The sequence below is a fragment of the Shewanella marisflavi genome (assembly GCF_023283925.1).
GTDB classification, from domain to species: Bacteria; Pseudomonadota; Gammaproteobacteria; order Enterobacterales; family Shewanellaceae; genus Shewanella; species Shewanella marisflavi.
Window position 1 is genome coordinate 1 of record NZ_JAKIKX010000008.1, and the last position, 13,821, is coordinate 13,821.

Annotated in this window: 9 protein-coding genes; 3 read left to right on the forward strand and 6 right to left on the reverse strand. The window is 47.6% G+C overall.

What is annotated here, in order from left to right:
- Positions 1-553 precede the first annotated feature (553 nt).
- The gene (gene ccoG, locus L2712_RS14745) at positions 554-1,981 is read right to left on the reverse strand and encodes a cytochrome c oxidase accessory protein CcoG (protein WP_033538974.1); all 1,428 of its coding nucleotides are present in this window, start codon (positions 1,979-1,981) and stop codon (positions 554-556) included.
- Between the two features lie 88 nt (positions 1,982-2,069).
- On the opposite strand from ccoG, the gene L2712_RS14750 reads away from it, so the two are divergent.
- Both L2712_RS14750 and L2712_RS14755 read left to right on the forward strand, forming a co-directional pair.
- Positions 2,070-2,423 carry a hypothetical protein gene (locus L2712_RS14750; RefSeq protein ID WP_033538973.1) on the forward strand — a complete coding sequence of 118 codons (354 nt, stop codon included), beginning with the start codon at positions 2,070-2,072 and terminating at the stop codon, positions 2,421-2,423.
- Between the two features lie 122 nt (positions 2,424-2,545).
- Positions 2,546-3,448 (forward strand): 1,4-dihydroxy-2-naphthoyl-CoA synthase, encoded by a 903-nt coding sequence (locus L2712_RS14755; RefSeq protein WP_088905808.1) that lies wholly within the window; start codon positions 2,546-2,548, stop codon positions 3,446-3,448.
- A gap of 58 nt (positions 3,449-3,506) precedes the next feature.
- On the opposite strand, the gene L2712_RS14760 is transcribed toward L2712_RS14755, so the two are convergent.
- The 5 genes from L2712_RS14760 to cobA all read right to left on the reverse strand — a co-directional run bounded on the left by L2712_RS14760 (position 3,507) and on the right by cobA (position 10,633).
- A complete protein-coding gene (locus L2712_RS14760) occupies positions 3,507-5,273 on the reverse strand; it encodes a bifunctional protein-serine/threonine kinase/phosphatase (protein WP_248978225.1) in 1,767 nt (588 codons plus the stop codon).
- 16 nt (positions 5,274-5,289) lie between these two features.
- A complete protein-coding gene (locus L2712_RS14765; RefSeq protein WP_239853797.1) occupies positions 5,290-6,765 on the reverse strand; it encodes a NarK family nitrate/nitrite MFS transporter in 1,476 nt (491 codons plus the stop codon).
- A gap of 97 nt (positions 6,766-6,862) precedes the next feature.
- Positions 6,863-7,219, reverse strand: coding sequence for a nitrite reductase small subunit NirD (gene nirD / locus L2712_RS14770; protein ID WP_248978226.1), 357 nt, complete (start codon positions 7,217-7,219; stop codon positions 6,863-6,865).
- Between the two features lie 11 nt (positions 7,220-7,230).
- The gene (gene nirB, locus L2712_RS14775; protein WP_248978227.1) at positions 7,231-9,759 is read right to left on the reverse strand and encodes a nitrite reductase large subunit NirB; all 2,529 of its coding nucleotides are present in this window, start codon (positions 9,757-9,759) and stop codon (positions 7,231-7,233) included.
- Positions 9,760-9,778: 19 nt separating this feature from the next.
- On the reverse strand, positions 9,779-10,633 hold the full coding sequence (gene cobA, locus L2712_RS14780; protein ID WP_088905812.1) for a uroporphyrinogen-III C-methyltransferase: 855 nt from the start codon (positions 10,631-10,633) through the stop codon (positions 9,779-9,781).
- A 403-nt stretch (positions 10,634-11,036) separates the two neighbouring features.
- On the opposite strand from cobA, the gene L2712_RS14785 reads away from it, so the two are divergent.
- Positions 11,037-13,706 carry a nitrate reductase gene (locus L2712_RS14785; protein WP_248978228.1) on the forward strand — a complete coding sequence of 890 codons (2,670 nt, stop codon included), beginning with the start codon at positions 11,037-11,039 and terminating at the stop codon, positions 13,704-13,706.
- Positions 13,707-13,821: the final 115 nt, after the last annotated feature.

Here is a 13,821-nt window from a genome sequence, read left to right on the forward strand (position 1 = left end):
TTTGTACATATTGCTATGAACATTCATCGTTGCATTGAGATATAAATCGTTTTCGATTAACTCAACACCTGTGAATGTCCACACAGATTTCTTGTTTCATCTTGTTAAAGAGCATTGCATCTTATTATTAGATGCCGCCTTTGGCGCTGGGCCGTCGGCTTAGGGATGCGTATTCTACACATCCAGATGTTGGCGTCAAGGGCTAATTTTAAGAAGTTTTTCAAGCGTCGATTCTTTAACCAGAAGACGACATTTGAAAGCCTTAAACCACTTTCTGCCAGACTCAATCCAGTGCGTTAAACCGCGTCTAAATCTGAGTCGCTGACTAAGCTGAACTCCTCTATTTATCTGGCTTTCACCAGTTGAAGAAGTTGCTGTGCCGTGTCAGTGGATGCGCATTATAGGGAGACTAAACTTTTACGCAAGGGCTTTTTGAAAGAAAAAGACACTTAGATGATCAAGCGAATATTTATCACGCAATACGTATAAAAAAGGGGCTAAAAAGCCCCTTTTTCTGACCATTCACCGTTAGTGGCGAAGTTATTGATTAAGGTTACTGGCTAAAGAAGCGAGATTCTTGCACCGCTTCGACCGTTTCACCATCTAATGCAGTGGTGACCTTAAAGTTAACTTTAGTCATGGCTCGAGACAGGTTTACGGGATCGACGGCCACACTAACTGGCAGAGTCAGTACCTCACCGCCGTCGATAGTGACAGTTTGTGGACCATACCATTGGTAATCGGTTAAGCCTTCGACGCTCAGCTGATATTCATGCTTAGCTTCTGTCTTATTGAGTATCTTCAGGGTAAAGGTATTTTCTATCAGACCCTGATTGTTCACTCTAAAGAGCTGATTACGATCGCGAATAATGTCGACCCGCACAGGTGCGATAGTCACAGTGGCATAAATAAAGACAAAGATCATTAATGCCAATACGGCACCATAACCTAACAACTTAGGTCGTATCACCTTCTCTTTAACACCTTCAAGCTTATTCTCTGTGGTATAGGCGATAAGACCTCTATCGTAGCCCATGCGATCCATGGTGGTATCACAGGCATCGATACAAGAGCCACAGTTGATACATTCATATTGCAAACCATTACGAATATCGATCCCGGTAGGGCAAACCTGTACACATAAGTCACAGTCAATACAATCACCAAGGCCTAACGCCTTAGGATCGGCCTTACGAGAACGGGGACCACGATTTTCACCACGTTTAGTGTCATAACCCACAATATAAGTGTTCTTGTCGAACATAGCAGACTGGAAACGGGCATAGGGACACATATGGATGCACATAATTTCACGCATCCAGCCGGCATTGCCATAAGTCGCTACGGTAAACAAACTCACCCAAAAGTAGATAGCGCCCGAGGCGTTACCACTAAAGACATCGATATAGACTTCGTTAGTCGGTACAAAATAAGAAACGAAGGTCATGGCGGTTAATAAGGAGACCAATATCCAAGAGGCATGCTTTGCCGTCTTTCGCCAAGCCTTATTAAAACTCCATGGCATCTGATCCAATTTAATGCGCTTGTTACGCGCACCTTCAAATTTCTCTTCGAACCAGATGAAGATAAAAGTCCAAACCGTTTGAGGGCAGGTATAACCGCACCAGACACGCCCAAGATAGGTTGTCACAAAAAATAGACCAAATGCGGCTATCATTAAGAGTGCAGCGAGTAAGGTAAGATCTTGGGGCCAAATGGTTAAACCGAAGATATGAAATTTTTGTTCACCTAGGTTAAACCAAACGGCTTGTCTGTCACCCCAGGGGATCCAAGGCAAAATCAGGAAAAAGAGCATTGCGACCCAGCCGAGACGGCGACGTAGCTGTGTCCAAAATCCTTCTATTGCTCTAACGTAAATACGATTGCGGGGATTAAAACGATCGGATTTGTTCTCATCGGGCTGATGTATTTTGATCCGCTCAGCCTTGGAATAATCCTTTTTATTTGATTCTGCGTTCATATTTAACAGCCTTACAGCTTTAATATTCCATGAAAACTGGCTTATTATACATTTCTAATACTAATTGTTCACCATGGTTGGATAAATAATGAGAGGCTGGATTATTTTAGGTGCAGGGATAGGATTACTCTATTATCTAGCGACCGAAACAGACAAACTCGATGAACCCATAGCGCAGACTGATGCGCTAATGAAGCGCATCGAGCGTAAACTCGACTCGATGACAGGGACAAAGATCATCCGAGTAGACAAGAACATTGCAATGTTCAAGACGCAAATTGCCGAGCGACTGACTCGAAAGGAGTTGGCTGCACTGGACAATATTCTCGAATCGCCTGAGTCGGTACTTGAGTTTAAAGAGAAGTATTGCGACAACAGCGGTAATCGTTTTGACGAGCTAAGCAAAGACAACCAACAATTTATCTGCGATAAGATCAGATAAACCCCTTTAGGAAGCAGAAACCTTAGCCAAGAGCACGGTTTTCTGCTTCCCAATTGATCTCTTTCCATATTGAGCCTAGCCTTGGCTCATCTTCTCGATGCGACAAATATAGGGTTACGAACATGACAGACAAGGTTTCCGATATCTTCGATCCATCAGCCTGGGATCTGGTGCCTGGATTTACATTTGAAGACATTACCTACCACAGAGCAAAAGATCAGGGCACGGTACGAATCGCCATTAACCGCCCAGATTGTCTCAACTCATTTCGCCCTAAGACAGTCGATGAACTCTACACCGCACTGGATCATGCCCGCCAATGGTCAGATGTCGGTTGTGTCCTACTGACAGGCAATGGCCCATCAGCCAAGGGGCAGTGGTCTTTCAGTGCCGGCGGCGATCAACGTATTCGCGGCAAAGATGGCTACAAGTATGAGGGCGAGGAAACCGATACACCCGATCTGGCACGCATGGGCCGCCTGCACATCTTAGAGGTGCAGCGCCTGATCCGTTTCATGCCTAAGGTGGTGATTGCCGTGGTGCCCGGTTGGGCCGTTGGTGGTGGCCACAGCCTGCATGTGGTCTGCGATCTGACGCTGGCCTCGAAAGAACACGCCGTCTTTAAACAAACCGACCCTGACGTGGGTAGCTTCGACTCAGGATACGGCAGTGCTTATCTTGCCAAAATGATAGGTCAGAAACGTGCCCGGGAAATTTTCTTCCTCGGTTTTAACTACAGCGCCGATGAGGCCTTCGACATGGGTATGGTCAATCGCTCCATTCCCCATGCCGAGTTGGAAACTGAAGCCCTGAAGTGGGCCAAAGAGATCAACTCTAAGTCTCCTACTGCCATGCGTATGTTGAAATATGGTTTCAACCTGCCTGACGATGGCCTTGTGGGTCAGCAACTGTTTGCCGGGGAAGCGACCCGCCTAGCCTATGGCACCGACGAGGCCGTTGAAGGACGCGATGCCTTCCTGGAAAAACGGGATCAGGATTTCTCAAAATTCCCTTGGCACTATTAAGCAGCTATTGAACAATGAATAAGAACAGGCCATAGCCTTGGCCTGTTAACCCCTTTTATCACAATAGCAAAGCTTGCAGCACCACAATCATTAAGAGTAATACGCTTAATCCCTTCCAAAACATAATCGGCTCACGTTCGATGAAAGGCAAAGACTGATGTTTTTGCACCATCTGCTGATTAGGGCTATTCATGTCCAAAAGCATTTCTGACATCGACTGATATCTTACGCGGGTATCTGGATGACACGCCTTCTCAAGTGCTAGGTCAAGCCACAAGGGAACGGACTCTCGATATTGCCGACAAGAGATGTAACACCAATCCCTGCGACTATGGTTATTAATCGATAGGGAGCGACCTGTGGTATAGGGTAATTTTCCGGTTAACATCTCATACACCACAACCCCAATTGAGAAAATATCCGCCTGATGAGACGCCACTCCCGTTTGCAAATATTCAGGGGCAATGTATCCCACAGCGCCGAGAGGTAACGCCTCCTGGGTCACTGGAGTCAACTCTGCCAGACCATCGGCCTGGGCCGCGCCATAATCGATCAACACCACTTTATCATCAGGGGTAAGCATCAGATTTTCCGGTTTTATATCCCTATGTACCACCCCCATACGTTGCAGTGCTCTGACCGCAATCACAATCTCCTCGAGAATAGCTCTAACCTTACAAAAATCGGCCGCTGGATTGTCATACATCCACTGCCTTAAGGTTTGTCCCGAAATATACTCACATAAATGATATAAGAAAGGTGATTCACTAGGGTAAACCTTCATCAGCGATGGGTGCTGAGTTCTCTGTCCCACCCACTGCTCTCGCACGAAACTAGCCAGGTAATCCCCATCTTCGCTGAAATTAAGTGAGGGAGCCTTGAGTACATATACATCATCTGTTCCCTGCGGTTTAACCAAATAGATGTGACTGCGTGTACCACTGTACAAGACTTTAAGCACTTCAAAGTCATCAATGGTATTGCCGACACTCATCACTGGTGGGATCACTTTCTGTGAAGACAACAATGTTAACTCTGGGGCATCGACATAGGGCAATGAATGCACCTGCAACAATAGACAGCTATTGTTGTCCTGGCTCCCTTCGGCTAGAGCCATCGAAGTCAACTGCCTAGCCAACACTTCTAAATTATCCTTTTGAGCCACGACATCGGTTAACTGGCCCAAGGCAAGATTTTCATGGACGCCATCTGTGGTTAACAGATATCGATCGCCCAGCTGTACTTCATGACATTGATAGTCCACCTCTAAATGGCTGTCCATCCCCAAGGCTCGAGTCAGAAAGCCTTTTTCACCAAATCCCTGATGGCTATGATCCTTAGAAAGAAGGATTAACTCGCCCGCTCTCAGTCGGTAAACCCGGCTATCACCCACATGAAAAAGGTGCAGCCGGTTAGACTTAAAAACTAAAGCGCTGAACGTTGTCACGTAGCCATTGTGCCTTAGCGCCGTCTGCTGACTGTGATGGTTAAGCCAGATGTTCAAGGCGTTCAGCACTTTAGTTGCCGCATGTTTAACCCCCCAACTCTCAGGGGCACTCAAATAGTCTTCGATAAACTGCGTCACGCAAAGCTGACTGGCCAACTGACCATTTTGACTACAGCTAACACCATCGGCAATGCAAGCGACCACCCCTTTATGCAGCAATTGATGGCTATCGACACTATGGTGTACGGCAAATGCATCCTGATTCTGCGGCCTAACGCCAGCGCATGAACTGCCACCGAAATTCAACGCTAATCTCTTGGTCTGCCCAGGAGTCTGCGCTGAATTTACCGCTTCGATAAGCTTAGGATGAGCATTCATCAAGTTAGCCTCTCACTCAACGACCCGACACATCGATCAAGGTGACGCTACCATCTTGGTTCACTTCAGCCATTTGTCCCTTGGGCTCTTCCATCCATGTCAGTACAACAAAACCCAATACCGCCGTGGCCGCAATCACATAAAAGAAAGTGCTGTAATCCACAAAGGATAATACTGTCAGATAGCACACTGCACCCACGTTGCCATAGGCCCCGGTCATACCCGCAATTTGCCCTGTCATTCGACGCTTAATCAGTGGCACTGTGGCAAATACCGCCCCCTCTCCCGACTGCACAAAGAAAGAGCAAGCCATTGCCGCCGCCACAGCAATCCAAACCGGCCATTCACTGTTCACCTGTCCCATCAGGAAATAACCCGCCGCTAATCCTGCCGTTAATATCAACAGGGTTGGCTTGCGACCGAATTTATCAGAAATCCAACCACCACCTGGACGAGACATCAAATTCATAAAGGCATAAGCCGAGGCGACCATGCCGGCCATCACAGGAGTGAGCTCGAAGGTCTCGGCAAAAAACAGTGGCAACATAGACACCACGGCCAGTTCTGAGCCAAATGTCGCGAAATAGAGAATATTTAATACCGCAACCTGCTTAAACTTATATCTATGGATCTCAGGTACCGGCCCTTCAAAAACACTCTTGTTCACTTTCCATACTTGGGAGATTTCATAAAGGTAGAGCAGAAGCAAGCCAAGATAGATGCCATAAACACTCAGATCGCTCAACATAGCCACACCAGCCGGAGACAACTTCCAAGCCAATAGTGCCAGCGCGCCATACATAGGCAGCTTCATAATCAGAAGCAGTAAGAAATCACCTTTAGAGGTCACTTCCATGGCTGTGAGGCTCTTAGGCTTAAAATAAGTCGAGCCTTTAGGTGTATCGGCTACATTAAGGTAAAACACCCAGGAAAAAACCAGACTGATCACCCCGGTCAACCCCATGGCATAACGCCAACCATCTTCACCGCCAAAGAGCACGGCAAGAGTGGGCAAAGTAAATGCTGCAGCAGCGGAACCAAAATTACCCCAACCGCCGTAAATGCCTTCAGCTGTGCCTAGCTCATTATGGGGAAACCATTCTGACACCAGACGTATTCCAACCACAAAACCCGCGCCAATAAACCCTAACAGGAAACGCGCTATCGCGGCTTGTACAAAGCTGTCGGCTAAAGCAAAGGCAAAACAGGGCAGCGCACAAATTGCCAGCAACCCCGAATAGATGATGCGGGGCCCAAAGCGATCGGTAAGCATACCTATGACCACCCGCGCCGGGATGGTAAAGGCGACATTAAGAATTAGCAACGTCTTAATTTCGGCCGTAGTGAGCCCTAAGGAAGCCTTAACCGACTGCAATAACGGTGCAAAGTTAAACCACACCACAAAGGTGATAAAAAACGCCATCCAACTCAGGTGTAACACCTTCATTTTTCCTGTAAAGCTCAGTAAATTAAAGCGATTATCTGTACTCATGGGACTCTCCTTAACCGGGGAGTTGGGCTATTTTTAGTTGCACAATCCCCTGCCACACTGGTGTAGCATGCTTTCGCGTTAATAAAATTAATGAAACTTAGTGGTTAATACCTATTTGAACCTCAGCGCCAAAGATGCGCACTGGATAGGTTTTCAATTGATGCTCTGGAGTCTGAATACAACGACCGGTATTTAGATTGAAATAATGTTTATACAGAGGAGAGGCTACTACAGGTTCACCTGCAATTGAGCCCATGATCCCCCGAGATAATACATTGGCCCTGCCGATAGGATCGAAATTATCGATAGCGTAAAAGGTCTGTGTCTGACGACAGCAAAACAGTGCTACCTGCCGTCCTCCAACCAAGGCACACACCCCAGTGCCGGGAGTAATATCTTGTGGTGAACACACAGATATCCAGAGTTCTTGCATCTTATCGATTGCTACGTTCATCACTTATCTCCCTATTCAACGGTTAATACATCGATGACTTGACTGGACTTGGCCGGCATACGTTGTGAACGCTTTACCTCATAGGCCAAGTTGCTATCCTCTTTGTCAGCATTAATGAAATGCTTAAAGCGTTTGAGTTTTTCCGGATTCTCCAGCGTAGTTTTCCATTCGCATTGATACTTAGCTATGTTGTCGGCCATCTCGGCTTCAAGCTCGGTAGCCAGCCCCAGCTTGTCGTCAATCACCACAGCTTTTAGATACTCCAGGCCACCTTCGAGGTTCTCTATCCATACAGAAGTGCGCTGAAGCCTTTCGGCACTGCGAATATAAAACATCAGGAATCGGTCGATATAGCGGATCAAGGTCTGGTCATCCAACCCCGTGGCAAACAGCTCGGCGTGTCTGGGACGCATGCCGCCATTGCCGCCAACATAGAGGTTCCAGCCATGTTCGGTGGCAATGATGCCAACATCTTTAGATTGGGCTTCTGCACACTCACGAGTACAACCAGATACTGCAAACTTTAGTTTATGGGGGGAACGCAAGCCCTTGTATCGATTTTCAATATCGATAGCAAAACCTAAGCTGTCGTTAACCCCATATCGGCACCAACTGTCACCAACACAGGACTTCACCGTACGTACCGACTTGCCATAGGCATGGCCGGTCTCAAATCCTGCATCCACCAGCTTGCGCCAGATCAGCGGTAGCTGATGCAGTTGTGCTCCAAAGAGGTCGATTCGCTGGCCACCGGTGATCTTGGTGTAGAGATCAAATTCCTTAGCCACCTCACCTAACACGATCAACTTGTCGGGTGTCACCTCACCACCAGCGATACGAGGTACCACAGAGTAGGTGCCATCTTTTTGCATATTACCCAAATAGATATCATTGGTGTCTTGTAGCCCAATATGAGCATCATCGAGGATATAATCATTCCAAAAGGAAGCCAGAATCGAAGCGATAGCAGGCTTGCAGATGTCACACCCCAACCCGCAGCCGTGACTGGCTAACAGCTCATCGAAACTACGGATCTTTTTAATCCGCACAATATCCACCAGCTCAGGACGGGTATAGGCAAAATGTTCACACAAGCTGTTATCCACTTCATGACCTAAAGCGGCAAGCTCACTGTCCATCACCTGCTTGACCAAGGCACTGCAACCTCCGCAGCCGGTGGAGGCTTTAGTGCAACTTTTAATCGTGGCCATGTCGGTAGCCCCATTAGCCACGGCAGCGGCCACATCCCCTTTGCTGACATCATAGCAAGAACAAATTTGGGCACTGACAGGCAAGGCTTCGACGCCCATGGCTGCGCTCTCCCCCTCTACTTGAGGTAGGATCAGAGCCGATGGATGATCCGGCAACGGCATATCATTGAGCATCATCTGCAGTAGCTGACCATAGGCGCTGACATCACCCACCAATACCGCACCCAAAACTCTATCTCCCGCCTGATTGACGACCAGACGCTTATACACCTGAGCGACCTCATCATGGAAAGTGTAAGACTGCGCCCCTTCGGTCACCCCATGGGCATCACCGATACTGGCAACATCCAGCCCTAGGAGTTTCAGTTTGGTGCTCATATCGGCCCCCCTGAAGGCGAGGTCGCTGCCACATAAATGCGCCGCAGCGACCGCGGCCATAGTATAGCCAGGCGCCACCAAGCCAAAAATACGCCCCTGCCACAGCGCACACTCGCCCACCGCATAGATGTCGGGATCACTGGTTTGGCAAAAATCGTTAATCACGATACCACCACGCTCACCCACCTCGAGCTGCGCCTGACGGGCCAGCTCATCCTGTGGCCGAATTCCGGCAGAAAACACCACCATATCGGTCTCAAGATGTGTACCATCGGCAAAATTCAAGCGGTAACGACCCTGCTCACCGGCGACGATTTCCGTCGTCGCCTTTTGGGTGTGTACCCGCACACCCAGGGCTTCTATTTGATGACGCAATAAATTCGCACCACCGTCATCAAGCTGAACCGCCATTAGCCTTGGGGCAAACTCCACCACATGGGTTTCCAGACCGAGGTTTTTCAGGGCATTAGCCGCCTCCAGTCCCAGCAGACCACCACCGATCACCACACCGCTTTTGCTATGGCAACTCGATTCTGTGATCGCCTCAAGATCGGCTATGGTGCGGTAAACTAAGCAGTGAGCTTGGTCATTACCGGGGATAGGTGGTACGAAAGGATAGGACCCCGTTGCCAGCACCAGCTTGTCATAAGTCACTGTATTTCCCTTATCGGTCAATACGGTATGAGCACGAGGATCGATACTGATCACCTTGGTATCCAGCAGAAAATCGACCTTATGCTGGCGATAATAAGCTTCATCGGTTAACGCCAGATCTTGCTCTGTCTTACCACTAAAATAAGCACTCAATTGCACCCTGTCATACGCTAACCTGGGCTCTTCTGAGAAGGTGGTTAGTTGTACATTATCCGCCGCTTCGCTGGCTAAGATATTGTCGATAAACTTGTGGCCAACCATGCCATTGCCCACCACGACTACAGAAATGTTATCCATCTTGGCTCTCCTTAGATCTCTAGGCACTCAAACGGGCCGGTATATACTTATCTTTAATTTGCGCTTGCTGCTCGAACCAACTGAGCTGGGACGCAAGATCCACCACTTTCCCAACCACAATTAAAGTGGGCGATTGCAATTGATGTTCAACCACCAGATTGGGCAGATCCCTTAGCAAGCCGCTGATCACCCTCTGCTCTTTAGAGCAACCACGCTCGATAAGCGCCACCGGCGTGTGGCTAGCCAATCCAGCTTGAATGAGTTCATTGGCAATAAGTGGTGCCTTACTCAGCCCCATGTAAAACACTAAGGTGTGCTGTAACATCGCCAGACTCTGCCAATTAAGTTGCAACTCTGATTCGGCATGAGCGGTAACAAAGGTGGTTCCCTGGGAAACCCCTCTATGGGTTAAAGGAATACCGGCATAAGAGGTACAGCCTGAAGCGGCGGTAATACCTGGCACGACTTCTACAGAAATGTTTTGCGCCTTAAGAGAGATGATCTCCTCTCCTCCACGACCAAAGATGAAACTATCCCCGCCTTTTAGACGGCAGACATGTTTTCCCAGTAAGGCTTGTTCAACTAAGATTTCATTGATGCGATCCTGTTCGACACTGTGCAGATGCTTAGCTTTGCCGACATATAGCGTCGGCGTCTTTACGGGGAATAAGGCGCAAATCTCATCACTAACTAAGCGATCATAAATAATCAGATCAGCCTGCTGAATAATGCGCATGGCCTTCACCGTCAGCAGCTCGGCATCACCCGGCCCTGCGCCCACCAAACTGACACGCCCCTGACATGCCGATTTTCCTGTCTCGCCAAAGCCGATATTAATGACACTGTGGTGAGGGTTTTTCTCATGCTTGTCCATAATTAAGCCTCGATGTTATCGCCAACTGAACAAGCATTGAGCAAACTTAATGCCAACAACTTTAAAAAAACGTTAAATATAAAATTAAAAACTTAAAAATCATAAACATAAAAAGAAAACGTGAAAATTAAAAAAACAAAACTGACATTTTTAACGGCTTGAAAACAAATTAACTCGCACCGCAATTGTGCAAACAATGACCATTATCGAACATTTAACCTAAACTAATGAATAATATGATTTTAAACATATACCCCTAAATAGGTAGATTGATAAAAATAAAAAACTAATTACTTGTTTTTGTTAAATTTAAAAACAAACAAACAAGATAAAACCATCATGGCCTGCCACTTGCTTTAAAAAATAGATTTAAAACCATTCCATCAGGCTGAGAGAGGTTTTTATGAGTCAGAATCCGATAACTCCTTGGATTAAAACAACCTGCGCATATTGTGGTGTCGGTTGCGGTGTAGAAGCAAAACCGCTACGTAACGGTGCACTACTCATTCGTGGCGATAAAAGCCACCCCGCCAACTTAGGAAAACTTTGCTCTAAAGGACTGGCATTAGGCGAGACGCTATCGGAAACCCATCGGCTTAAGTTTCCAATGATCAAACATCAAGGGGTGAGTTGGGATGAAGCGATATCGACAGTAGCAGAACAATTTCAGCAAACCATAGCCAAACATGGCCCTGATTCAGTCGCTTTCTATCTATCTGGCCAACTATTAACAGAAGACTATTATGTGGCCAACAAACTGATGAAAGGCTTCATTGGCAGCGCAAACGTCGACACCAATTCGAGACTGTGCATGTCCTCAAGCGTTGCTGGTCACAAACGCGCCTTTGGCAGCGATTCAATACCCGGCTGTTATCAGGATATCGAAGCCGCCGATCTCATCATTCTTGTGGGCTCAAACCTAGCCTGGTGTCATCCGATCCTATATCAGCGCATTAAAGCGGCAAAAGCCCAAAACCCCAAGTGTAAGTTGGTGGTGATAGATCCCAGGAAAACCGCCTCATGCAATGACGCCGATCTGCATTTGGCCATTGCTAACGGTAAAGATGTACTGTTATTCAATCGCTTATTAAGCTATCTCGCCGACAATCAACTGCTCGATCAGGATTATATTGAGCAACACACTCAGGGTTTTGAAGCCGCATTACACAGTGCACAGCAAGATAAACTCACACTGGAGCTGACTGCGGAGCAACTGCAGATAAGCACCGCAGAGCTTAAACAGTTTTTTGAGCTATTTGGCCACAGCGATAAAGTATTGACCCTCTACTCTCAAGGGGTTAACCAATCCATTCAGGGCACAGATAAAGTCAATAGCATTATTAATTGTCATCTGGCCACGGGAAAAATAGGTAAACCCGGCAGTAGTCCCTTCTCTATTACTGGGCAACCCAATGCCATGGGCGGCCGCGAAGTGGGCGGTTTAGCCAATATGCTTGCATCGCATTTAGACTTTAATGAGCGCAACTGTGAATTGGTAAGCGACTTCTGGCGCGCACCTCAAATAGCAACTCGGCCGGGTCTCAAAGCCGTGGATATGTTCGATGCAATTGCTGAGGGAAAAATTAAAGCCATCTGGATCATGGCAACCAATCCTGCCGTCAGCCTGCCCGATAGCCATAAAATTAAAGCCGCCTTAGCCCAATGTCCTTTTGTGGTGGTATCGGATTGTGTTGCAGATACAGACACTCTGGCATTAGCCGATGTGAAGCTACCGGCTCAGGGCTGGTCAGAAAAGTCGGGAACAGTCACTAACTCTGAGCGGCGCATATCGCGTCAGCGCAGGGTGACGACGACACCTGGCGAGGCTAAACCCGACTGGTGGATCATCAGTGAAGTGGCCAAACGAATGGGATTTAGTCATGGGTTTAACTATCGCCATGAAGCGGAGATATTCAGAGAATGTGCCAGCCTAACCAACAAAGCCCATGCATTAAGTCAAAATGCCCTGGTTCTTGGCGACTTAGCTACTATTTCTGATAACGACTACTACCAGTTGGCTCCTCAGCAGTGGCCAGTCAGCCAATTGCAACCTCAAACGCTCCATCAACGTCTGTTTGCAGATGGCCGATTTAATACCGACAACCTCAAAGCCAGACTGATCCCGGTGCGCTATATAGCTTCAGCACAGGCATGTGATCAGCAGTTTCCTCTGAAACTCAGCAGTGGTCGTAGCCGAGATCAATGGCACACTATGACACGCACCGCCTTGGCAGCTCGGCTATGCCAACATCAGCCAGAACCCCAGTTACAGATCCATCCTCAAGATGCCGCGGTTTATCGCCTCAATCAGCATGATATTGCGGAGATTACCAGTGCGACAGGCAAAGCATTATTACGGGTTAACATCAGCAAAGACGTTAAACCCGGCGAGTTGTTTTCAGCGATTCACTGGAGCAACCGTAACTCCAGTGCAGGTAAAATTAGTACGCTTGGGCAATCATTTGTCGACCCTATTTCCGGTCAACCCGAGATGAAAGCAACACCTGTGAGTGTCCGTCGTTTTAAGCCCCTAAGCCAAGCATTAGTCATCTGTCGCCAATCTTTAGAGCTGCTCGAATTCCCCTATTGGGTAAAGCAGACAATCAACGGTGGGTTTTGCTATTTCATTGCCAGCGAATTGTCACCAAGCGCGCTCAATAGTAGGCTAAAAGCCCTGTCACCCTATCAACAAACCACCCAAGTTATGGCCGAGTCGCCCCAACAGGAGTGTTATCGATTAGCCCAGAGTTGGCAGCAACAGCTCCAATTTTCCTACATAGCGAGTGAGCAATTTGACCCGAATCACTATGCCTGGTTTGCAGCACTATTTAATGAGCAAGATGAGCTTTCTACTCTGCTAAGCAGTCTGCTGTCGGCAGAGCCTAAGGGCACACTGACCAAAGGCAGAATCATTTGCGCCTGCAAGCAAGTCGGCGAAAGAGCACTCTCCCGCGCCATAAAGCAACAAGGGGTTAAAGATACTGCTACCCTAATGACGCTAACTGAAGCGGGCAGTGGCTGCGGAAGCTGCATTGCGGAATTAGAGCAATTAATAGAAGCAATCCATGAATAGGAGTAAAACCAACAAAAGCTAGCGGATATGCAAAATTAATCGTTTTTTAAGATTAAAGCCATCTAGCCAATTTCATTTACACCACAAATGATAACGATTATCATTTGCTTTAGTT

Bases quoted from the DNA above. Each gene is read 5' to 3' on its own strand.
- L2712_RS14765 (WP_239853797.1), bottom strand. From the start codon at position 6,765: ATGAGTACAGATAATCGCTTTAATTTACTGAGCTTTACAGGAAAAATG.
- nirD (WP_248978226.1), bottom strand. From the start codon at position 7,219: ATGAACGTAGCAATCGATAAGATGCAAGAACTCTGGATATCTGTGTGT.
- L2712_RS14760 (WP_248978225.1), bottom strand. From the start codon at position 5,273: ATGAATGCTCATCCTAAGCTTATCGAAGCGGTAAATTCAGCGCAGACT.
- L2712_RS14755 (WP_088905808.1), top strand. From the start codon at position 2,546: ATGACAGACAAGGTTTCCGATATCTTCGATCCATCAGCCTGGGATCTG.
- nirB (WP_248978227.1), bottom strand. From the start codon at position 9,759: ATGGATAACATTTCTGTAGTCGTGGTGGGCAATGGCATGGTTGGCCAC.
- L2712_RS14785 (WP_248978228.1), top strand. From the start codon at position 11,037: ATGAGTCAGAATCCGATAACTCCTTGGATTAAAACAACCTGCGCATAT.
- ccoG (WP_033538974.1), bottom strand. From the start codon at position 1,981: ATGAACGCAGAATCAAATAAAAAGGATTATTCCAAGGCTGAGCGGATC.
- cobA (WP_088905812.1), bottom strand. From the start codon at position 10,633: ATGGACAAGCATGAGAAAAACCCTCACCACAGTGTCATTAATATCGGC.
- L2712_RS14750 (WP_033538973.1), top strand. From the start codon at position 2,070: ATGAGAGGCTGGATTATTTTAGGTGCAGGGATAGGATTACTCTATTAT.